The 22,385-nt window shown below is 32.4% G+C and carries 27 protein-coding genes; 23 read left to right on the top strand and 4 right to left on the bottom strand.

Annotated elements, in window-relative coordinates; genetic code table 11:
- The first annotated feature begins 51 nt into the window (after positions 1 to 51).
- The 12 genes from Q0K35_RS02420 to Q0K35_RS02475 all read left to right on the top strand — a co-directional run bounded on the left by Q0K35_RS02420 (position 52) and on the right by Q0K35_RS02475 (position 12,483).
- The gene (locus tag Q0K35_RS02420) at positions 52 to 666 is read left to right on the top strand and encodes a sugar transferase (protein ID WP_294561116.1); all 615 of its coding nucleotides are present in this window, start codon (positions 52 to 54) and stop codon (positions 664 to 666) included.
- Entirely contained in the window at positions 663 to 1,526 is an 864-nt protein-coding gene (locus tag Q0K35_RS02425; protein ID WP_294561082.1) for an NAD-dependent epimerase/dehydratase family protein, read from the top strand. Before Q0K35_RS02420 ends, Q0K35_RS02425 begins: the two co-directional genes overlap by 4 nt.
- Positions 1,526 to 2,644, top strand: a complete 1,119-nt coding sequence (locus tag Q0K35_RS02430) for a glycosyltransferase (RefSeq protein ID WP_294561083.1) — start codon at positions 1,526 to 1,528, stop codon at positions 2,642 to 2,644. The genes Q0K35_RS02425 and Q0K35_RS02430 overlap by 1 nt, the downstream gene beginning before the upstream one ends.
- Before the next feature lie 18 nt (positions 2,645 to 2,662).
- The gene (locus tag Q0K35_RS02435; RefSeq protein WP_294561084.1) at positions 2,663 to 3,700 is read left to right on the top strand and encodes a glycosyltransferase; all 1,038 of its coding nucleotides are present in this window, start codon (positions 2,663 to 2,665) and stop codon (positions 3,698 to 3,700) included.
- A gap of 160 nt (positions 3,701 to 3,860) precedes the next feature.
- Positions 3,861 to 5,042, top strand: a complete 1,182-nt coding sequence (locus Q0K35_RS02440; protein ID WP_294561085.1) for an EpsG family protein — start codon at positions 3,861 to 3,863, stop codon at positions 5,040 to 5,042.
- The gene (locus tag Q0K35_RS02445; protein WP_294561086.1) at positions 5,020 to 6,090 is read left to right on the top strand and encodes a glycosyltransferase; all 1,071 of its coding nucleotides are present in this window, start codon (positions 5,020 to 5,022) and stop codon (positions 6,088 to 6,090) included. Before Q0K35_RS02440 ends, Q0K35_RS02445 begins: the two co-directional genes overlap by 23 nt.
- Position 6,091: 1 nt before the next feature.
- A complete protein-coding gene (locus Q0K35_RS02450) occupies positions 6,092 to 7,027 on the top strand; it encodes an ATP-grasp fold amidoligase family protein (protein WP_294561087.1) in 936 nt (311 codons plus the stop codon).
- A complete protein-coding gene (locus Q0K35_RS02455; RefSeq protein WP_294561088.1) occupies positions 7,024 to 7,977 on the top strand; it encodes a N(5)-(carboxyethyl)ornithine synthase in 954 nt (317 codons plus the stop codon). Before Q0K35_RS02450 ends, Q0K35_RS02455 begins: the two co-directional genes overlap by 4 nt.
- Before the next feature lie 8 nt (positions 7,978 to 7,985).
- Positions 7,986 to 9,479: a polysaccharide biosynthesis C-terminal domain-containing protein gene (locus Q0K35_RS02460; RefSeq protein WP_294561089.1), complete on the top strand. Its 1,494-nt coding sequence runs from the start codon at positions 7,986 to 7,988 to the stop codon at positions 9,477 to 9,479.
- Positions 9,480 to 9,520: 41 nt separating this feature from the next.
- Positions 9,521 to 10,753, top strand: a complete 1,233-nt coding sequence (locus Q0K35_RS02465; RefSeq protein WP_294561090.1) for a nucleotide sugar dehydrogenase — start codon at positions 9,521 to 9,523, stop codon at positions 10,751 to 10,753.
- A 4-nt stretch (positions 10,754 to 10,757) separates the two neighbouring features.
- Positions 10,758 to 11,828, top strand: coding sequence for an NAD-dependent epimerase/dehydratase family protein (locus tag Q0K35_RS02470; RefSeq protein ID WP_294561091.1), 1,071 nt, complete (start codon positions 10,758 to 10,760; stop codon positions 11,826 to 11,828).
- A gap of 385 nt (positions 11,829 to 12,213) precedes the next feature.
- Positions 12,214 to 12,483: a hypothetical protein gene (locus Q0K35_RS02475; RefSeq protein ID WP_294561092.1), complete on the top strand. Its 270-nt coding sequence runs from the start codon at positions 12,214 to 12,216 to the stop codon at positions 12,481 to 12,483.
- On the opposite strand, the gene Q0K35_RS02480 is transcribed toward Q0K35_RS02475, so the two are convergent.
- The 3 genes from Q0K35_RS02480 to Q0K35_RS02490 all read right to left on the bottom strand — a co-directional run bounded on the left by Q0K35_RS02480 (position 12,426) and on the right by Q0K35_RS02490 (position 14,867).
- Positions 12,426 to 13,385 (bottom strand): IS3 family transposase, encoded by a 960-nt coding sequence (locus tag Q0K35_RS02480; protein WP_294561117.1) that lies wholly within the window; start codon positions 13,383 to 13,385, stop codon positions 12,426 to 12,428. The two genes, Q0K35_RS02475 and Q0K35_RS02480, sit on opposite strands and share 58 nt — an antisense overlap.
- 213 nt (positions 13,386 to 13,598) lie before the next feature.
- On the bottom strand, positions 13,599 to 13,898 hold the full coding sequence (locus Q0K35_RS02485; RefSeq protein WP_294561093.1) for an HTH domain-containing protein: 300 nt from the start codon (positions 13,896 to 13,898) through the stop codon (positions 13,599 to 13,601).
- A 93-nt stretch (positions 13,899 to 13,991) separates the two neighbouring features.
- The gene (locus Q0K35_RS02490) at positions 13,992 to 14,867 is read right to left on the bottom strand and encodes an arginase (RefSeq protein ID WP_294561094.1); all 876 of its coding nucleotides are present in this window, start codon (positions 14,865 to 14,867) and stop codon (positions 13,992 to 13,994) included.
- Positions 14,868 to 14,996: 129 nt separating this feature from the next.
- Between Q0K35_RS02490 and Q0K35_RS02495 the strand changes: the two genes are divergently transcribed.
- The 6 genes from Q0K35_RS02495 (at position 14,997) to Q0K35_RS02520 (ending at position 18,717) form a co-directional block, all read left to right on the top strand.
- Complete coding sequence (locus Q0K35_RS02495; protein WP_294561095.1) at positions 14,997 to 15,932, top strand: tyrosine-protein phosphatase; 936 nt, start codon at positions 14,997 to 14,999, stop codon at positions 15,930 to 15,932.
- Positions 15,925 to 16,719, top strand: coding sequence for a Cof-type HAD-IIB family hydrolase (locus Q0K35_RS02500; protein ID WP_294561096.1), 795 nt, complete (start codon positions 15,925 to 15,927; stop codon positions 16,717 to 16,719). Before Q0K35_RS02495 ends, Q0K35_RS02500 begins: the two co-directional genes overlap by 8 nt.
- A gap of 77 nt (positions 16,720 to 16,796) precedes the next feature.
- Positions 16,797 to 17,090, top strand: coding sequence for a helix-turn-helix transcriptional regulator (locus Q0K35_RS02505; protein WP_294561097.1), 294 nt, complete (start codon positions 16,797 to 16,799; stop codon positions 17,088 to 17,090).
- A 19-nt stretch (positions 17,091 to 17,109) separates the two neighbouring features.
- Positions 17,110 to 17,694 (top strand): RdgB/HAM1 family non-canonical purine NTP pyrophosphatase, encoded by a 585-nt coding sequence (gene rdgB, locus Q0K35_RS02510; RefSeq protein ID WP_294561098.1) that lies wholly within the window; start codon positions 17,110 to 17,112, stop codon positions 17,692 to 17,694.
- 1 nt (position 17,695) lies between these two features.
- Entirely contained in the window at positions 17,696 to 18,196 is a 501-nt protein-coding gene (locus Q0K35_RS02515; protein WP_294561099.1) for a tRNA (cytidine(34)-2'-O)-methyltransferase, read from the top strand.
- Between the two features lie 290 nt (positions 18,197 to 18,486).
- Positions 18,487 to 18,717, top strand: coding sequence for a hypothetical protein (locus Q0K35_RS02520; protein ID WP_294561100.1), 231 nt, complete (start codon positions 18,487 to 18,489; stop codon positions 18,715 to 18,717).
- A 27-nt stretch (positions 18,718 to 18,744) separates the two neighbouring features.
- Here Q0K35_RS02520 and Q0K35_RS02525 read toward each other — a convergent pair whose 3' ends face one another.
- Complete coding sequence (locus Q0K35_RS02525) at positions 18,745 to 18,990, bottom strand: DUF3892 domain-containing protein (protein WP_294561101.1); 246 nt, start codon at positions 18,988 to 18,990, stop codon at positions 18,745 to 18,747.
- Positions 18,991 to 19,098: 108 nt separating this feature from the next.
- Between Q0K35_RS02525 and Q0K35_RS02530 the strand changes: the two genes are divergently transcribed.
- The 5 genes from Q0K35_RS02530 (at position 19,099) to ftsW (ending at position 22,340) form a co-directional block, all read left to right on the top strand.
- Positions 19,099 to 19,245 (top strand): hypothetical protein, encoded by a 147-nt coding sequence (locus Q0K35_RS02530; protein WP_294561102.1) that lies wholly within the window; start codon positions 19,099 to 19,101, stop codon positions 19,243 to 19,245.
- 10 nt (positions 19,246 to 19,255) lie between these two features.
- Complete coding sequence (locus Q0K35_RS02535) at positions 19,256 to 19,705, top strand: Rid family detoxifying hydrolase (RefSeq protein WP_294561103.1); 450 nt, start codon at positions 19,256 to 19,258, stop codon at positions 19,703 to 19,705.
- A gap of 31 nt (positions 19,706 to 19,736) precedes the next feature.
- Positions 19,737 to 20,246 carry a competence protein ComK gene (locus Q0K35_RS02540; protein WP_294561104.1) on the top strand — a complete coding sequence of 170 codons (510 nt, stop codon included), beginning with the start codon at positions 19,737 to 19,739 and terminating at the stop codon, positions 20,244 to 20,246.
- A gap of 15 nt (positions 20,247 to 20,261) precedes the next feature.
- Positions 20,262 to 21,125, top strand: coding sequence for a YitT family protein (locus Q0K35_RS02545; protein WP_294561105.1), 864 nt, complete (start codon positions 20,262 to 20,264; stop codon positions 21,123 to 21,125).
- Positions 21,126 to 21,254: 129 nt separating this feature from the next.
- A complete protein-coding gene (ftsW, locus tag Q0K35_RS02550) occupies positions 21,255 to 22,340 on the top strand; it encodes a putative lipid II flippase FtsW (protein WP_294561106.1) in 1,086 nt (361 codons plus the stop codon).
- Positions 22,341 to 22,385 lie beyond the last annotated feature (45 nt).

Consider the following 22,385-nt stretch of genomic DNA (forward strand, 5'->3'; position numbering starts at 1 on the left):
GGAAACATACTGAAAGATGTATGTTTTTTTATGTGGGAAAGGAATGGGAAAATGTATCGAAATGGATTGAAAAGAGTGCTTGATTTTATATTGAGTCTAATAGGATTGGTGGTGCTTTCACCGGTGCTTTTAATTATTGCACTGATTATAAAGATGACTTCCCCAGGACCTGTTTTCTTTAAACAGAAACGAGTGGGAAAGAATAAGACCTATTTCAATATCTTGAAATTCAGAACGATGCGTACCGATACGCCTAAGGATACACCAACACATCTGTTAGCTAATCCGGAGCAATATATTACTTCAATCGGAAAAGTACTGAGAAAGACATCCTTGGATGAGCTGCCTCAGATCATCAATATCTTAAAGGGAGATATGTCGATCATTGGTCCTCGTCCTGCCTTATGGAATCAATATGATCTGATCGAAGAAAGAGATAAGTACGGTGCCAATGATATTCTTCCGGGACTAACAGGGTGGGCACAGATCAATGGAAGAGATGAACTGGAAATTGATGTGAAAGCAAGATTAGATGGTGAATATGTAGAAAGAATGAGCTTTCTATTTGACTGTAAGTGTTTCTTTGGAACGATCACTTCTGTGCTGAAGCATGAAGGAGTGGTTGAGGGAGGAACAGGAGAGCTCAAGAAAGAGGTACAGTCATGAAAAGGATTTTGATCACCGGTAAAGGGAGCTATATAGGAACACATTTCAGAGATGAGCTGTTGAAATATCCTGAGAAGTATGAGGTTGAAGAATTGGAGATGAGAAATGATGAATGGAGAAATCATGATTTTTCATCTTATGATGTGGTTTATCATGTGGCAGGATTAGCTCACTCAACTCCTGATGAGAGTCAAAGAGAACTTTATTACCAGGTCAATACAGATTTAGCTTATGAAACGGCAAAGAAAGCAAAAGAAGAAGGTGTAAAACAGTTCATTTTCATGTCTTCTATTATTGTTTATGGTAGTGGAAAAATTGGTGAAGATAGAGTTATCACCAAAGATACACCACTGACTCCTGACAACTTCTATGGTGACAGCAAGAAGCAGGCGGAGATCAAGATAAGACCTTTGGAAGATGAAAGTTTCAAGGTTGTCATAGTACGACCACCCATGATTTATGGTCCAAACTCAAAAGGCAATTATCCACTAATGTCTAAATTTGCAAGAAAGACACCGATATTTCCTACACTTAGGAATCAACGAAGCATGCTTTATCTAGGAAATCTGATTGAGTTTATACGACTGATGATCGATAACGAGGAAAGTGGAATTTACTTACCACAGAATCGTGAATATGTAAGCAGTGTAGAGATGATCAAAGAAATCGCAAAGATTCATAATCATAAGATATGGTTTACAGGAATCTTCAATCCATTTATCAAGCTTTTCAACAAGCAGATATATATCAATAAAGTATTTGGGAATTTAACAATTGATAAAAAGTTATCAGAATATAAAGAAGATTACAATAAGTATTCTTTCAAAGAATCGATTCGATTGACGGAGGGGATCAGCTGATGAAACGTGCATTAATGTATGCATCAGTAGCTTCTATGATTCAACAGTTTAATATGAATAATATAAAATTGTTGATAGAACTAGGATATAAAGTTGATGTTGCTTGCAATTTTGAATTTGGAAGTACGATATCAAATGAAAAAATTGAGCAATTAAAAAATGATTTAGACAGATTAAATGTTGACTATTATCATATTCCTGTTTCAAGAAAAATTACTGATTTAAAAAACATAAAAGAATCATATAAACAAACATTGAATTTACTTAATAAAATGAATTATGATTTAATTCATTGTCATTCACCTATTGGTGGATTGATATGCAGAATAGCCAATAAGAACAGTAATAACTATAAAAATTGTAAGATGATTTACACTGCTCACGGATTTCATTTTTTTAAAGGAAATAATTCAGTTAAAAACTTCGTATTTAGAAATATAGAAAAATATGGAGCAAAATATACTGATGTTCTTATTACAATTAATAAGGAAGACTATACAGCGGCAAAGAAATTTAAATTAAAGAAAAATGGAAGAGTTGAATATGTTCCGGGGGTAGGAATTGATCTAGAAAAAATAGATTCTATTCAAGGCGATAAAAAGAAATTATGTAATGAATTAAATATACCAGAAGATTCAATTTTACTACTATCAGTAGGAGAACTTAATGAAAATAAAAATCATAAGGTGGTAATAGACGTATTACCGTCTTTGCCAGAAAGTATTCATTATATAATTTGTGGAACAGGGAAATTATATGATGAATACATTAAACAAGCAAAGAAATTAAATGTTACAAATCGACTGCATTTGTTAGGATATAGAGATGATGTTATTAAAATAATGAAATCTTGTGATATTTTTATATTTCCTTCTAAAAGAGAAGGCCTTTCTGTAGCGTTAATGGAAGCGATGGCGTGCGGTCTGCCTTGTATTGTTAGCAATATAAGAGGTAATAAAGATTTAATTGAGGATAATATTTTTGAAATCAATGATTTAAATAAAATTGAAAAACTTATTATAAAAAATATAAATATGTATAAAAAAGATTATTCAGCAACAGTAATGAATCGCATTGATTGTAAAAAAATCATGGAACAAATGAAGGAAATATATTAAATATATAAAGGAGATTTTATGAAAAAAAAGAAGGTATTACATGTTTTAAAAAGTAATGTCTTTAGTGGGGCTGAAAATGTAGTATGTCAAATTATTAAGATGTTAGAAAATGAATTTAGTATGATTTATTGTAGTCCATTTGGTGATATTAGAGAAAAATTAAATGATTATGGAATAAAATATCTTCCTATATTAGGAAAGTTTAGCCCTTTAAATTTAAAAAAAATCATTATAAAAAACCAAATTGACATTATTCATGCTCATGATCCGGGAGCATGTGTTATTTCAGCTTTTTCTTTTTCTCATAAAAGGATTATAGCTCATGTGCATGGCAATCATGACAATATGAAAAAAGTAAGTCTCAAATCTATACTTTTTTTGATAGCTTCTATTAAATTTAATAAAATCATTTGGGTTTCAAACAGTTGTTTAGATGATTATGTGTTTTCTAGATTTGTAAATAAAAAAAGTGAAATACTAATGAATACTATAAATCCTGATGTAATATATGAAAAAATAAAAACCGATCAGAAAGAAAACTTTGATTGTATTTATTTAGGAAGATTATCAAAAGAAAAAAATCCATTGAGAGCGATGAGAGTTATCCATAATGTAGTAAAAAAAGTTCCTGAATATAAAGCTGTTTTTGTTGGAAATGGAATATTGTATCAAGAATGTTTAAACTATATAAAAACTCACAATTTAGAAAATAATATCTATCTAGTAGGTTATCAGAAAAATCCATATCCATATTTATTTAATAGCAAAACATTATTAATGACCTCTGTTTATGAAGGAACACCTATGAGTGCACTTGAAGCTATGTGTTTAGGAAAGCCAATTGTTAGTACTCCTACAGATGGTTTAATAGAATTAATACAACAAAGAAAAACAGGTTTTTATTCTGATAAGGATGATGAACTTACCGAATATTTAGTAGAATTAAGAAAAAATAATAATTACTATTTAAAACTTTCTATTCAAACTAAAGCAAGATTTAAGGAAATTAATAATCTAAATAAATATATCGAGAAAATAAAACAATTATATTATTAAAAGGGTGAATTTATTAAATAAGTTAGAATATATTATAGAAAAAACATATGCTAAATGATTTAAATTATAATCAAATATTTTAGTTTATTTATTAAACATACAAATACCTGCATTTGATATGCTTAGAAGAAAATCAAAGAAAGGAAATTGAAAGATAAATATGTACATTTACTTTTTGATATTAATTTTAATATTTGGATCTTATCTTTTAATAGATAAAACTAATATTTTTAGGTTTAATAAAAGAAATTTAACTTTCATAATAGTTGCAGGAATTATATTGATTTTATTTTCGTCTATCAGAGCAGATAGTGTAGGAAGTGATTTATCATTATATTATAAAATTTTTGATAGTACAAAGAATTATACTTTTTATGATATATTTATAAGCCTTTTTCAAAGTAAAAAGTTTTTATCAGTTCCAGTATATAATGGAGAATATGAAATAGGATATATATTATTTACAAAGTTAATTTCTATTATAAATGACTCTTTATTTTCATATAATCTTTTTACCAGTTTATTTATTAATATTCCTATTCTTTTCTTTATATATAGGCACTCTAAAAAACTTTATTTAAGTGTATTAATTTATATTTTATTTGGATTTTATACACAGTCTTATGTAGTGATCAGACAATATATGGCACTAAGCATGACATTGTTATCAGTTCATTTTTTAATTGAAAATAATTATAAAAAAGCAATTGTTTTCTCTTTACTTTCTTGTACATTCCATAATACCGCAATAATAAGTTTAATTTTTATTTTATTAAAATATTTTTGGAATTCATTTCTTCGTTACTCAAAATACATTATTATAGGTTTAGTTCTACTTTCTTTTATTTGTAAGCCTTTAATAGAATATTTAATATTAAATTTCTATCCATTTTATGATGATATAATTATTTCTGGAGAGGGATTAAAATTATTTCTATTTTTATTACTTATAACTATTTCACTTGTTATGATCATGAAAAGAGAAGGAAAAACAAAAGAAGATACAGAATTTTGTTTTATCCTATTTTTATTAGGAACAATAGTGCAGTTATATACATTGAATTTTAGCTTATTAAATAGGTTGGCGTTATATTTTCAATTTTATATTGTTATTATTATACCAAATACATTGGAATTATATAGTTTTGATCAATTACCAGAAAAAAGAATTGTAACATTATGTTATATTATAGTTTTATTGTGTTTTTTCATATTTAATTTAATTGTAAATGATTCCGGTAGTGTAAGAAATTATAAAATTGCAAATAATAATATTGTAGAAGTTTCAGGCATACAGTTGGATAGGAAAGAGAGTGTTTATGAAAATAATGTTGTATATTAATACGCTTGGCAAGGGTGGAGCGGAACGTGTGATGAGTATTTTGGCTAATAGCTTGTCTCAAAAAAATGAGATTATAATGGTTAATTCTTTTAAATTAGATGATGAAGAATATGAATTAAATTCAAGAATAAAAAGATACATACTTGATATAAACGATCTGAATAATAATTCATTTATAAAAAAAAATTATTATAGAACAAAAAAATTAAGAAAATTAATAAAAAAAATAAAACCAGATATTTGCTTATCATTTATGGCTGAAGCAAATTTTAGAAATATTATTGCATGTGCTTTTTTAGATTGTAAAGCAATTGTATCTGTTAGAAATGATCCAAATAAAGAATATCCAACTAAACTATTTTCTTTATTAGCTAAAACGCTATATACATTTGCTGACGGAATAGTGTTTCAGACAAAAGAAGCAAGAGATTATTTTAATTCTAAAATTGCAAGTAAATCTGAAATCATATATAATCCTGTAAATCAAAATTTTTATAAAACAAATGAAAGTAATTCGAAAAAAGATATTGTAATGGTTGGTAGGCTGAATAAACAAAAAAACTATTATGTAGCGTTAGATGCTATGAATATTATTAAAGATAAAACAGAATATAATCTTCATATTTATGGTGAAGGTGAAGAAAAAGAATCTTTGATTACCAAAGTACAAGAGCTGGGTCTTGCTAATAGAGTCATTTTTGAAGGAATTATATCTAATGTTGATGAAGTATTAGATAATTATTGTTTATTCATAATGTCATCAGATTACGAAGGAATGCCAAATTCAGTAATGGAAGCAATGGCTAAAGGATTGCCAATTCTATGTACAGATTGTCCGTGTGGAGGTCCCAAAGAACTGTTGCTTGAAGATGAATTATACCCTGTTGGCGATGCGAGAACTTTGGCAAAAAAAATAATCAATATGATAGATGATATGGCATTAAGAGATTATTTTGCAACTAAAAATAAAGAAAAAGCAGAAGAATTTAAAGAAGATATTATTGTTGAAAAATGGAAAAATTATTTTATGAAGGTAATTGGTGAATAAAATGAATACAATATCAAAAATAAAAAAAATTTATCGCATGGCTTATGATCCGGATTATAGATTTGAAGTTTTATCTGATAGAGGATTTTATTCAAATTTAAGCGATGAAGAGTTTTCAAAAAGAAAATTTAAAACTATTTTTAAAAGAGATTTAGATTTAAAAAATCCAGTAACTTTTAATGAGAAACTTCAATGGTTGAAATTATATAATAAAAATAATTACTATACTACTTTGGTTGATAAGTTTTCTGTAAGAGCAATTATAAAAAAAATTCTAGGTGACAAATATCTCATTCCACTTTTAGGAGTTTGGGAAAATGTAAATGATATTGATTTTGATAAATTACCAAATCAGTTTGTATTAAAATGTACACATAACTCTGGAAAGGGTATGTATATTTGTAAAAATAAAAATAATATAAATATAAATAAAGTTAAAAAAAATCTACAATCTGGATTAAAAGAGAATTATTATTTAAAGTCTAGAGAATGGCCATATAAAAATGTTAAACCAAGAATTATTGCTGAACAATATTTGGAAGACAGCTCAGGAGGACTAATAGACTATAAATTTTTTTGTTTTAATGGTTATGTGGACAATGTAATGGTATGTTTAGATAGACATATAAATGAAACTAAATTTTACTTTTTTAATAAAAATTGGGAGCTCCTTCGCTTAAATGTTCGAGGAAAAGAAGCACCTGATAATTTTACAATACCAAAGCCTGACTGTATTGATGAAATGTTTGAGATAGCTTCTAAGTTATCAAAAAATATACCATTTGTTCGTATAGATTTATATGAGTGTAATGGTTGTATCTATTTTGGTGAATTTACGTTTTACCCACAAGGAGGATACGATAATAATCTGTTGCCTGAAACAGACTTATATTTTGGAAATCTTATTAAGTTAAAAAATGAGGAGGAAACTTTATGAAAAGTATTGGTTTTCCAATAAGTAAAAAAGAAAATGAAAAAAGAAGAGCATTAGTACTTAATGACATAAAAAAAATTAAAAACAAAAGTAGTTTGTATTTTGAAGAAGGGTATGGTTGTGATATTGGCTTTAGTGATCAAGAACTATGTGACTTAGGTTGTCATATAGAAACACATGATGAAGTTTTAAAAAAAGATGTTATTGTTGATCCTAAAATAGGTGATGCTGATTATTTAGATATACTTAATAATCAAATAATCTTTGGCTGGATTCATGCAGTACAAAATAAAGATATAACAAATAAATTGATTGAACATAAGTTGACTGCATATGCTTGGGAAGATATGTTTGAAGATGGAAGACATGTTTTTTGGAGAAATAATGAAATAGCAGGTGAGGCTGCTATTATGCATGCATTTCAATGTTATGGAATGATGCCTTATAATACAAAAGTTGCATTATTGGGTCGAGGAAATGTTGCTACTGGTGCTTTAAAAATTTTAACGTTGTTAGGAGCTGACGTCACAATTTATTCAAGAAAAACAGAAAGTTTGTTAAGAAAAGAATTACCTAATTATGATGTTATAGTTAATGCTATTTTGTGGGATACCAAAAGAACAGATCATATTGTTTATAAAGAAGATTTAAAAAGGATGAAAACTAATGCAATGATTATAGACATTAGCTGTGATAAAAATGGCGGAATTGAAAGTAGTGTTCCTACTACGATTGAATCACCTTTTTATTATGTAGATGGGATAATGCATTATGTAGTTGATCATACACCTTCGTTATTTTATAAAACTACATCAGTAAGTATCTCTGAACAAGTATGTAAGTATATTGACTTATTTTGCAGAGGAGAAGAGAATGATGTTCTCCAAAATTCAATTTGCATAAAAAATGGTAAAATAGTGGATAAACGTATTATAGAATTTCAAAATAGATAGAAAAGTATATGAAAGATAAAAAGCTTTTATTGAATACGACGACTTCTTTTATTAATCAAATTGTTACGATAATATGTGGATTTATTTTACCAAGATGCTTTTTAGTTACATACGGATCTGAAGTAAATGGATTAATTACTTCAATAACACAATTTTTAGGTTTTATTAGTTTAATGGATTTAGGAATTAGTGCAGTTGTAAAAGCTTCATTATATTCACCTTTGGCACAAAAAAATCTTGAATTAATAAGTTCTATTATGATTTCTGCAAAAAGGTTTTACAAAAAACTTATTTCTATATTTTTAATTTATCTCATATTTTTATGTATATTATATCCATTAAGAGTAGAAAATGAATTTGACTGGTTATATACAGTTTCTCTTATACTTGCGATGTCAATAAGTTTAATAGCACAATATTATTTTGGAATAGTTAATCAAACACTTATTGACGCTGATCAAAAAATTTACATTAATTCGATTCTAAATAGTTTAACTTTAATTCTTAATACGTTTTTTAGCGTTATCTTAATGATGTATTTTAATGCAAACATTCAATTTGTAAAATTAACGACATCTTTAATTTATGTTATAAGACCTCTTTTTTTAATGTTATATGTAAAAAAACATTATGATATTGATTATAATTATAAATTTAGTGGTGAACCAATAAAACAAAAATGGAATGGTATTTTACAGCATGTCGCTTCTGTTGTCTTACAAAACACAGATGTATTCATTCTTACATTATTTTCTACTTTGACAAACGTTTCAATTTACAATGTTTATTCATTGGTTGTATTAGGTATTAAGAATCTAATTGTATCATTAACATCAGGAATGCAATCAAAAATGGGAAATTTATTAGCTAAAGAAAATTTTCAAGAGTTAGAACATTTTTTTAGTAAAACGGAATTTTTCTTACATAGTGTAATAACGTTTTCGTTTACTGCAACAGCAATTTTAATTGTACCCTTTGTAAAAGTATATACTAGTGGCATTAATGATGCTAATTACAATGTACCTTTATTTGGCTTTTTGATTACAATAGCGCAAATGTTTTACTGTTTAAGACTTCCATATAGTCAGATTGTTTTAGCGGCAGGACATTTTAAAGAAACACAAGCTAGTGCGTTAATTGAAATGTTTTTAAATATAATAATTTCTGCAGTTTTAGTATGGAATTTTGGACTTAATGGTGTTGCTATAGGAACAGTTATATCGATGGCATATAGAACTCTTTATTATGTTTTTTATATATCCAAGCATATTATACAAAGACCAATTTATCATTATGCAAAACATATGTGTGTAGATGTGACTGTTTTTATATTGTCAATATTTATTTGTCAAATATTCAGTATGAATGAAATTTCATATTTCAGTTGGATTATTTTGGCAATAAAAGTATGTTTAGTAACACTTATTGTCTTCACAATTGTCAATTATATTGTTTATGGAAATGTGATGAAAAAATTATTAAAATATAAAAAATTATCATAAAATGATAATGAAAAATCTCTATTATTGAAAGGGGAAATTGAATGAAAATAGCAGTTGCAGGAGCAGGCTATGTAGGATTAAGCATAGCAACCTTATTGTCACAACATCATGATGTGATGTTAGTAGATATTATTGAAAAAAAAGTAAATATGATTAATGAAAGAAAATCTCCAATTCAAGATAATGAAATTGAAGATTTTTTTAGTAAGAAAAAGTTAAATTTGATTGCAACATTAGATGCAAAAAAAGCATATAAGGATGCTGAATTTATTATCATTGCTGCACCAACCAATTATGACTCAAAAAAGAATTTCTTTGATACTAGTGCAGTTGAAAATGTTATTGAACTTGTTTTAGACGTGAATCCAAACGCTATTATGGTAATTAAATCAACAATTCCTGTTGGATATACAGAAAATATTCGAAAAAAATATAATACTAAAAATATTATATTTAGTCCTGAATTTTTGCGTGAATCAAAAGCTTTGTATGATAATTTATATCCTTCAAGGATCATTGTAGGTACAGATATGAATGATAAAAAACTTGTTGATGCTGCACATACATTTGCTTCTCTCCTTCAAGAAGGAGCCATAAAAGAAAATATTGATACTTTATACATGGGTTTTACTGAAGCAGAAGCAGTTAAATTATTTGCAAATACTTATCTAGCATTAAGAGTTTCTTATTTTAATGAATTAGATACCTATGCGGAAATGAAAGGATTGAATACAAAGCAGATTATAGATGGTGTATGTCTTGATCCACGCATAGGTTCTCATTATAATAATCCATCTTTTGGTTATGGTGGTTATTGCCTTCCTAAAGATACTAAGCAGCTTCTTGCCAATTATAATGATGTTCCTCAAAATCTTATTGAAGCTATTGTAGAAAGCAATCGAACAAGAAAAGATTTTATCGCAGACAGAGTGTTAGAGATTGCTGGAGCATATGGAGCAAATGATAGCTGGAATGAAGAAAAAGAGAAAGAGGTAACGATTGGTGTATATCGTCTTACAATGAAGTCCAATTCAGATAACTTCCGTCAAAGCTCTATTCAAGGGGTTATGAAGAGAGTAAAAGCAAAAGGAGCTAAGGTTATCGTTTACGAACCAACTTTAAAAGATGGAGAAACATTCTTTGGAAGTTTAGTAGTCAATGATTTAGATAAATTCAAATCATTGAGTAATGCTATTATCGCCAATAGATATGATTCATGTTTAGATGATGTAAAAGATAAAGTATATACAAGAGATATTTTCAGAAGGGATTAAGATCATGTTAGAGTATAATATCAAATTAGAAAATAGTATTGTTTTAGTTACAGGGGCTGCAGGATTTATAGGATCAAATTTATGTAAAAGATTATTGAATGACTTTAATGCAACAGTTATTGGTATAGATAATATGAATAACTATTATGATGTTAAGTTAAAACAACATCGATTAAATGAATTAAGTGATTTTAGCAAATTTACTTTTATAAAAGGTAATATTGCCGATAAAAATACTCTGCATCATATATTTGAAGAATATAAACCAGAAATTGTCGTGAATTTAGCTGCCCAGGCAGGTGTAAGATATTCAATAACAAATCCTGATTCTTACATTGAATCTAATTTAATTGGGTTTTATAATATTCTAGAAGAATGTAGGCATTCCTATGATAATAATCAGCAAGGTGTAAAACACCTTGTTTATGCGAGCTCATCTAGTGTATATGGTTCAAATAAAAAGATTCCTTATTCAACAGATGATAAGGTAGATAATCCAGTATCACTATATGCAGCAACCAAAAAATCAAATGAATTAATGGCGCATGCTTACAGTAAGCTATATAATATCCCGTCTACTGGATTAAGATTTTTTACAGTATACGGACCTGCTGGTAGACCTGATATGGCATACTTTGGATTTACAAATAAATTAGTTAATAATGAAACCATAAGTATTTTTAACTATGGAAATTGTAAGCGTGATTTTACTTATATTGATGATATTATTGAAGGGGTTATTCGTGTTATGCAGAAAGCGCCTGATAAACAGCAGGGTGAAGATGGATTACCATTACCACCATATAAAATTTATAATATAGGTAATAATCAACCTGAAAATCTGTTAGATTTTGTAAATATACTTCAAGAAGAACTTATTGAAGCAGGAGTATTATCTAAGAACTATGATTTTGAATCTCATAAAAAATTAGTTCCAATGCAACCTGGGGATGTACCTATAACATATGCTGATGTGACACCGCTTGAACAAGATTTTGGCTTTAAACCAAGTACTAGTTTAAGAAATGGACTTAAGTCATTTGCACAATGGTATCATAAATATTATATGAATTAAAAACTAATCTTAATCATAATAAAAAACCGAATAATGTTCATATTATATGGAACAGTTATTCGGTTTTTTTTGCTTTTATATCTTCATTATACTTTATAAAATAGTTTAGCTTAAAAAGTACAAATAAACCTTTAAAAATTAACTTAACATTAAAAAAAACTATACTATAATTTCCGGTGAAAGTGAAAGAAATAAATTACATTTAATTTCAAATATAAAATCATACAATTCCTTTAACAGAAGTTTAAAGATGGTTTTAAAATATTGAATGAAATAGGTAAAGAGATTAAAGTGGTACCTTTGTCAAGTACAAAAAGAAAAAAGGTCTTGAGAAAAAGTGAAAAAAGATCATCCTCCTGTTGAATCAATATAGGAGGATGTTTTTATGAAAACCAGATGTGAATCGTATTTATCAGATGGAACTATTTTAAAAGACAAAGAAGCTTTCGATCATCTGAAATCCAAACTTGAAAACTATGAGAAGGTGATTGCAGATGTGGATCATATTTTGTCGCGCTCTTTAAAAAATAATCATATTGTAGAAGAAGATACACTGCCTAATACTGTTATGTTCACTGCCGAAGCATTATCAATTATTCAGATCGATCTCGACCTGCTGCTAGAGAGAATGCCTTCTGTTTTGGAGAAATCCTGACCATACTTATTCTTTATTTTTTCAATCTTCTCTTTAATTGTGACCGGTTCTTCAATGTATTCCTTCAAAGGATAGTCGCCTGTCTGATAATATTGATAGAATTCATTGGGAGAAAGCTTTGCCAATTTGTACTGATATCTTTCATTGTTATAGTAATCCATATATTCATCGATGATTTTCTTGACTTCCTCAAATGTTTCTATATTTTGGAAATATTCTCCAATCTCGTCTTTCATATGTCCAAAAAAAGATTCCTGCGGGGCATTGTCCCAGCAGTTCCCACGCCTTGACATGGACTGTCTGATTTTCTTGTCCTTTAATAATTCAATGAATTGTATTGAAGTGTAATGAGCACCCTGATCCGAATGAATAAGTGCATCTGTATGTATCCTGTCCTTATGGTTCTCAAATAGTAGGTGTAGTGTTTCCAGAACAAAATCCTCTTCAATTGACAACGACAGTACCCAGGACAGTATCTGCTTCGTATAAGCATCCTTGATGACAGACAGATAGGCTTTCACCCTTTTCTGTGAAAAGTAGAAATAAGTAATATCCGTCAGTAAAACATATCCAGGTCCATAATCTTCAAAATGCCTGTCCAGCAGATTCTGAGCATAATTGGAGGATCTTATTGCTTTCATCATTCTTCTGTAAGGGTTCGTTTTCCGTATAGGACACACAAGGTGAAACTTTTTCATCAATCTTGATATTTTCTTTTCGCTCATGACGATTCCTTTATGCAGAAGCCTCATTCGGATGCCTCTTCTTCTTTTGGCGATTCCTTTATATCGATAAGCTTCCAGTATTAAATCAAAATCCTTTCTATCCTGTTCCTCTTTTCTGTTCATGTATGATTCAGGATTCTTTTTTGAATTTATCCATGCGTAATAGCGCTTTTGGATACGCCTGTCATCTCACATAAAGTGCTCACCGTAAGTGTATTTTCTTTTGAAAGAATCGTTCTGCTGATCAGTTCGTATTTTTCTCTTGCTGATTTGTCTTTCGTATCCTGGATAGTTGCTTTTTGTTGATAAATCTGACTTTTTTTAAAAAATCATTCTCCTGCTTGAGAATTCTATTTTTGTGTTTAAGACGTGCGATTTCTTCTTCCGGTGTCAGATTTTTTGTGATTGGTCGTCTACTGTTTCCTTTGCGAGTATCTTTAAATCTTCCAGACGTTTCGCTTCCTGTTTGATACGATAAACAAATCCATTTCTACGCTTAGCACCTAAAATGCCTGGATCAAAACCATAATTTTTAAAGATTACTAAAGGTGCCATTCCATTTTGATAATCATTCCAGAACAGTTCTTTAAATGCTTTGCTATAATTGATATATTTATCCGTAACACTTTCCACATATGGATTTTTCTTTAATTTTTCAATCTGTTCTGCCGTGAATCTATTTACACCCATTTTAATCCTTACTCCTTTTCCAATAGTTTACCATAATTAAAGAACCCAGTAATATAGGGTTCCAGTTTTATACCTTTTTTTCTGGTGTCTTATTTACAGGGTCCATTTTAATTCGCACTTCTTCTCTAATAATTTTTTCATATCCTCGATCAATTGAATCGTAAACTTAGCTGTGATATCTTCCTTATCATGAACGGTATTGTATTCGACGATATCCATGGACGATACCGGCAAACGATTGATGAATTCACTTAATATCTGATAAGCTTCCTCAATCGTAAAACCATCTTTTACAGGTACGGAAACGCCCGGTAAAAGCTTTGGATTCACAGAATCGATATCAAAACTTACATGTACATGTTTAAGATGGGACAGATAATCAACACATTCCTTCAAACAGAAATCCAAGCCTTTATCCTTTACATCCTGATAGGCAAAATGCTTGATATTGAATTCCTTCAGAAATTCTGCTTCCGGTGGATCAACATCTCTCAATCCGATATAAACAACATTACTTGCTTTGATCTTAGGCTTATCATTAAGAAAGCCGGTCAAGCTTTTCTCACCCATGCCTAATAAAGCAGCCACCGGCATACCATGAATATTACCTGTTACCGTTGTCTGATCGGTATTGATATCCGTATGGGCATCCACCCAGATCAGTCCGATTTCTCCATAATGTACAGCAGCTGCCGATACCGTACCCATAGCTGCCGCATGATCACCACCGATAAATAATGGAAAATCATTTTTCTGAAGGATCTCATGGTAGCTGTATTGCGCAATCGCATCACATGTTTTCACAATGCTATTCAAGTGTTTTAAATTTGGCAGATCTTTTTCATCAGTGATCATTTCATCCAACACTTTTAATTTCAACCCATAATTTTCTTGAAGATACTTTAAGCTTATTTTTAAGCCATCATCATTGGCCCCCATCGAAAGGGGACATCCAAACAATTGAATCATTTGATAACCTCTCTTCCAATCATATTCATTATTATATAGTATTTCGTCATGATTTCAATAAAATTAAATTTAAAATTTATGGAACTTTTTTTACTAAAATATTATAATGGTAACAATAGGAGATTGATTATGAAACTGGTAAAAGAAAAAGATACATTAATATTTGATCCACAAAGAGAAGGACGTTATGAGATCCACAAATCAGGAGAACAGACAACGATTATTCATGAAGGAAAACTTGCTTTAAACGAAACAGAGCTCCATCCTATTTATGAAGTTTGCTTTGATGATGAAACAAGAGCGGTCGGTGAAACACTGATCACAGATATGGATATCTTGAATTTTAGAGATATCGGCGGTTTTGTGAATGAAGATGGCTGTCAGGTGAAATATGGCTGTTTTTATCGAAGCTCGCCGATTCGTTTAGATACGCCGAAAAAAAAGGAGAATTTTAAGAAATTGAAAATTCAGGCAATCCTTGATTTCAGGAGTGACGATGAGGTAAGAGGCTGCCCGGATGATGTGTTGGAAGGTGTCAGATATTATCATAGAAGTGCTATTCATGATAAAGAATATGACAGCAATTTTGATATGGGAGCTCTTTTAAAAGATGACAATGCGAATGAACTTTCTACCTATATGAAACGTATCTATGTCCAGCTTCCATTCGATAATGAAGCCTATAAAACGATGTTTGATCTGATGCTGGATAAAAAGACGCCTTTTGTTTTTCACTGCTCGGCAGGGAAGGATCGGACAGGGGTCGGTGCTTATCTGATATTAAAAACACTGGGTGTCAGTGATGATGTGATCATGGATGATTATATGATGAGCAACGTATATCTTTATGAAAGAAATAAGAGCGTGATCGCACATTACGAAGATATGCCGAAAGCCGACGAGATCTTTGGTGTCATCAAAGAAAACCTGTTATTTACCATGAAGGCCATTGCCGCAAAATATGGAGATTTCAAAACTTATCTAAAAGAAGAATATGATATTGATGAACAAAAGATCGAAATGCTGAAGGATACCTACCTTTATAAGGAAAAGGCTCATGATTAAAATGTGTGTCTTTGATGTAGATGGCACCTTATTTGATTACTACAATAATTGTGTGCATGCATCTACGATAGAAACTTTAAAAAGGCTTCAGGAAAAAGGTATCTTGATTGTGGTCGCAACCGGACGTGTTCATTACGGTCTGGGGAAAGCTTTAAATGATCTGCATTTTGATTATATTTGTGCTGTTAACGGAGCGGTTATCGCCGATTCAGATCAGCAAGTGCTCATTCGCCATGACTTTACAAGAGAAGATGTAGATCAGATCAATGAATTTGCACATCAATATGATGCCGGTTTGGCATGGAAATTTATCGATCATGTCTATATCTACCAGCATAAAGAAAAAATTGACTGGTATGAAGGGCAGGTTCACAGCGATATAGGTCTGACTCCTTTTCTTGACTGTCCCAAGCAGGACCGTCATTTGAAGGGTGATCTTCCGCAAAGTGCCAGCATCAATGCTCCACCATCAAAGATAGAAGAGGTCTTCGGTCAATCCAAACGATTATCATTTTTACGTTGTTCAGAAACCGGTTATGATGTTGTGTTAAAGGGTATGAATAAAGGAGTAGGTATTTCTGAATTGATGCGCTTGAAAGGAATTGAAAAAGAAGAAATCATGGTTGTGGGCGATAACTACAACGATCTGAGTATGTTTGAACTTGCCGCATATCGTGTTGCCATGGGGAATGCGATCGATGAAATCAAAGAAAAAGCCACGTATATTACAGCGGATTGTGCGCATGACGGGATTTATCAGGCCTGCCTGCACTATGATTTGATATGACACTCTTCGGAGTGTTTTTTTTAATTGAACAAGATTAATGTGATGTTGATTGCTAGAATGATGGTGGAGGTGATGATATGATAGGTACTCGGATGAAACAGCTTCGCCGTGGCAGCAGGTTAACAAGCAGTCAGGTTGCCCGTTATCTGCATATAGATTTAAAACTCTATATATTAATAGAAAGCGGGGAAGTGACGGTGACAGGTGAGATCATAGAAAAGCTTTGTGCATTGTATGGTTGTAAAGAAAAAGTATTGTATGATGAAAACGAAAAGCTGGTTTGTCATGACATGCATGCTTTAAATGAAGCTTCTCTTGAAAAAGTGGCTGATGTAAGAAAGTTATACGCCCGTTATGTGAATGTGCTATAATACTTGCGGAGGTTTTTGTATGAAGGAAATATTGATTGCAACCAGTAATGATCATAAGGTTGAAGAATTTAAAGAAATGCTGGAGCCGTTAGGATATCAGGTAAAATCATTGAAGGACCTTCCTGAAAAGATCAAAATCGAAGAAACAGGAAAGACCTTTGAGGAAAACAGCATGATCAAAGCGATGACCCTGCATCAGGCTTTGGGATGTGCGGTCATGGCCGATGACAGCGGATTGATGGTAGATGCCCTTGATGGTGCTCCGGGTGTTTATAGTGCCCGCTTCATGGGTGAAGATACGAGCTATGATATCAAGAATCAATATATTATTGATGCTGTCAAAGGAAAAGAGCGCGGTGCACAGTTTGTCTGTGTCATCAGCTATGTAGAAAAGGATGGGACGGCTACCAGCTATAAAGGGGTCGTGCGTGGTGAAATCAATGACTGTATTCTTGGAGATAAAGGTTTTGGATATGATCCTATCTTTTATTATCCCCCATATCAGACAACCCTTGCGAATGTAAGTGAAGAGATGAAAAATGCTGTATCTCATCGCGGTATTGCTTTGCGGCAATGCGTAGAATATCTGAAAGGGCGTGAATAAGATGATTCATGTTGTTTTATATGAACCGGAAATTCCTCAGAATACCGGCAATATCATGCGTACCTGTGCTGCCACCGGTGCCCATCTGCATCTGATCGAACCCTTAGGCTTTTCTTTAGATATCAAAGCAATCAGAAGAAGCGGCATGGACTATATTTCAAATTGTGATTATCGTGTCTATCAAAATTGGGAAGAATTTGTGGAACAGAATCCCAGCGACCACTATTATTATTTAACACGTTATGGAAAGAAAGCACCTGGTGAATTTGACTTTACGCAGGATAAGGACCATTACTTCATCCTGGGAAAAGAAAGTACCGGGATTCCTCTTGAAATATTACGTAAGGATAAAGAACATTGCATGCGCTTGCCGATGAAGGCAGATGCCCGTTCTTTAAATTTATCCAATTGTGCAGCTATCATCGTTTATGAATGTCTGCGTCAGCTGGATTATCCTGGATTAAGTCGTGTAGAGGTCATCAAGGGTGAGGACTGGCTATGAAAAAACTGGATATATTTTTTGATAGCTATGAAAAAAGAAGGCTTGCAGTATCGTTGATCTATTTATTTTGTTCATTGATCTTTATATCCATATTTTACTGGTCTGTGATTTGATCAATTCAATTATGAACAGGCTTTTTCACTTGCTGATCGATAAAGCGTCCAACATGCTTTCTTTGACAGATGTGCTTTGCTTGTTCTGGCCATTTTTCAGATATCAAAGATATCATGATCCAGATGTTTTTTCACTTCATATCTATGAAGGGATCTATTCTAGGAAGTTTATTATTTTTGTTTACCGGAAATAAAATAAATGCTGTTGGAAACATGGCTGCATTGCTGTGTATCATCTTTGTTTTTGGTATTAGCTATATACATCAGGCGTCTTCAGTGGATCAGTTAATAACGATTGTTCGCTATGCAGGCATCATGACCATTCTGATCTTTGTTTTCAATTTGATTTTTCTTATCATTCGTATCAGATTTGATATACAAAGATATCATCAGTGTTTTATCAATTAAAAAGAGGGGCCACAGCCCCTCTTGGTTTTAGAACTCTTTTAATTTGGAAAGATTTGTATTTTCGTCTCCGTCGTTAACGCCACGGATATGACGAGCGCCATCTCTTCCTGTAAAAGGCAGGGCATTGGCGATATTGCCGGCTTCTACAGCTTCTAAAGCCTGTTCATAGTCATACACTTTGCCAGAACTTGTCTTAAATTCTTTTAATGTGCCATCACTATTTTTGCGAACAGCTACAAACTTTTCTTTTTTGTTTTCAGATTTTGTTTTCATTAACTTTCCTCCTGATGTTATTGTCGTACGAAACTACATCATTATGCACTTCAAAATATGGAAATCTGGTGCAAGTTTGTGTATAATACTAGCGAGTGAGGTAATGTTATGAGTGAAAACTTAAGTGATTTCTTATCAATATTGATCTTGCTGTGTGTTCCTGTCTTATTTCTGGTTGTTTTTTTGAGAAGCTTGTTTCATCATAAGAAGACTAAAAAGAAAGAGAGAATAGGAAAATATTACCCGGAGTGGTAGAGGAGAAATTATGTTTATTAAATCTTTTGAAGCAGAAAACGGTCCTGCAGCAATCGGCCCTTATTCACCTGCCGTTAAATTAGGTGATTTTGTTTATGTCAGCGGTCAGCTGCCTGTCAATGAAAACAATGAGATCGATGAAACGATCGAACTTCAGACAAAGGCATGTCTGGAAAATATGAAGCGTCTTCTGGCTGCACAGAATCTGGAATTGCGCCATGTTGTGAAAACAACGGTATTTATGACTGATTTAGGTGATTTTGATAAGTTTAATGAAGTATATGCACAGTATTTTGAAAAGCCATATCCGGCAAGAAGCTGTGTTCAGGTAGCGGCGCTGCCTAAAAATGCCAAGGTTGAAATTGAAGCGTTAGTGATTGATACGCTTGTTTATGAAGCTAATATGTCAAACCAGTCCTGTTCGGGATGCCATGGGTCTGACTGCTCAGGCTGCCGCTAGAATGTGAGCTTTCCCTGAATCAGGAGGAAGGATGAGTATGACGCATATTTTTATGATCATGGGAAATGAAAACGGATGTGAAATTATCTATACACAGAACCATGAGGTGAAGATCATGAAATCAAAGTGCAGGGTCAATAAGATGGTGTATCAGATGGCTCATGCTTACTATCGTCCTGTTTTACCGACACTGAAACTGATCAAGAAGATACATGGGTATAGTCAAAAAGTACCTGTGCTTATCGAATATGATCGCCTCTTGCTTTTCCCTACTATCAGTATGAAAGATCCGTCATGCTGCTGGATCAATTATTATTGTGTGGCAGATATCAAAGGAAATAAAGAGAAAACAACGATCTTTTTCGGAGAATATTCTATCGTTCAGAAAAAATACACACAGTGCTGGAGCTGTGTTTTGCCGATTGATAAGAGAGTGATCAGAAAGCAGCTGCAGCGCTGTCATGAAATTCATTCTCAATTCAGAAAGGATAGGATCATTGAATTGGTAGAAAAAGAGATCCATTCAAAAATAAATGTTTAAATGCAGGAGATAGATATGGATAATAAAAGGTTCAAAACTTTATTTTTCAGAATTTTTTACATATGTCTTGGCAGTCTGATCATGGCGGCCAATATCAAAATCATCGTAAGAGCCGGTAATCTGTTTCCGGGTGGTTTTTCTGGATTGACGGTGTTGATCCAGCGCTCATTTGAAACGTTTGCAGGGATTGAAATTCCTTATTCTATTTTAAACTATACGTTGAATTTTTTCCCGGCATTGGTTGGCTTTAAGATGGTAGGCAAGAAGTTTACGCTGTATTCATGCGGTGTCATCGCACTATCAGGTTTTCTGGTCGATGTCATTCCACAGCGGACGGTGACGATCGATCCACTTCTGATCGCAGTGTTTGGCGGTATCTTAAATGGAACATCCATAGGGCTTACGCTAAAAGGGGGCGCCAGCTCCGGAGGTACTGACTTTTTGGCGATGTATATCTCAAAACGCTTTGACACGGAGAGCTGGAATTATGTGCTTGGCTTCAATGTGATCATGCTGGTAGTGGCAGGTGCTTTGTTTGGCTGGGATACAGCCCTGTATTCGATCATCTTCCAGTTTGTTTCGACACAGGTCGTAAATATGCTTCATGTGAAATATAAAAAAGTGACGTTGAATATCATGACAACCAAAGCGGATGAGCTTGAAGAGAAACTTTTGGTCTATACGCATCACGGTGTTACCCGTTTTGAGGGAATTGGCTGTTATCTGAAGGAAAATGTAACAATGCTTTATACGGTTGTTTCAAATGAACAGCTCAAGGCTGTTATGAAGCTGGTTCATGAAATTGATGAGCATGCTTTTGTTAATGTCATCAAGACGCAGACGCTGGAAGGAAGATTCTGGCAGGAACCTATTGAATAAGAAGGATTGTAGAAGAAACAGTCCTTTTTTTTATGTTTTTTTAGTGTTATATAGCTTTTGTTCATGTCAGGGTTTGATCATGAAATCATTTTCCTGCTCCTGGAAGAATATAATAGGATGAGGTGGCTTGTGTTCCGGAAAAAGACGGTTTTTTTTACGCTTCTTGTTTTTGCTGTGATGCTTTTGGGATTAATGGAGGTTTACAGTGCCTCACTGATGTGGGCACAGTTCAAATATCAAGATGGTGCTTATTTTATCAAACGACAAATCATTTTCGCATGTATTGGTGGTATCGGTTATGTAATAGCGGGACAGATTCATTTAAAAAAGATAGAAAAATATCATCGCTGGATCATGGCACTGACATTAGCAGCAATGGTGCTGGTGCTGATTCCGGGTATTGGAGTAGAACGTAATGGGTCACGCAGCTGGTTTAAGTTAGCCAGCTTGTATATACAGCCATCAGAGTTTTTAAAATTTGCGATGATCCTTACTAGTGCGCATTATTTATCAAAGAAAAAAAGAATATCTTCTTTTGTCAAAGATTTATTTCCGCTTCTGTTATTGGTTTTAGGTGGTTTTGGACTGATCATGCTGCAGCCGGATTTCGGCAGCGGAATCGTCATGCTTTGCAGCATCGTTGTCATGGTCTTTGTTGCCGGTTGTCCCTATTCTTATTTTATCAAAGGGGGCATCATGGGAATCGGTGCATTAGCTGCCTTGATTCTTTCAGCTCCTTATCGCTTAGAGAGGATCACCTCATTTTTAGACCCATGGAAGGATCCTTTAGGCAGCGGCTTTCAAATGATCCAGTCGCTTTATGCCATTGCCCCGGGAGGATTGTTAGGCAGGGGCTTTAATACATCGATTCAGAAACAGTTTTATCTGCCGGAGCCGCAAACCGATTTTATCTTTTCTATCTTTGCGGAAGAATTTGGTTTTATTGGCGGTGCAGTTTTGATCTTCATGTTTTTTTTGATCGTTTATAAGGGTGTTGAAATCTGCATCCATGCTGATTCATCTTTTGAAGGATATGTGGGGATCGGAATGATCTCATTGTTTGCCATTCAGGTCGGAATCAATCTCGGTGTCGTCGTAGGAGCGTTTCCTGTCACCGGTATCACATTGCCCTTATTCTCTTATGGGGGAAGCTCACTTGTGGTGATGATGACGATGCTGGGATTTGTTTCGGGAATCTCTCATCATAAAAAGTAATCAATGGTTTTGAATAAAGTTTGCTTGCAGGGATAGACTATGATT

Source organism: uncultured Traorella sp., from assembly GCF_944327115.1.
Taxonomy (GTDB): Bacteria; Bacillota_I; Bacilli_A; order Erysipelotrichales; family Erysipelotrichaceae; genus Traorella.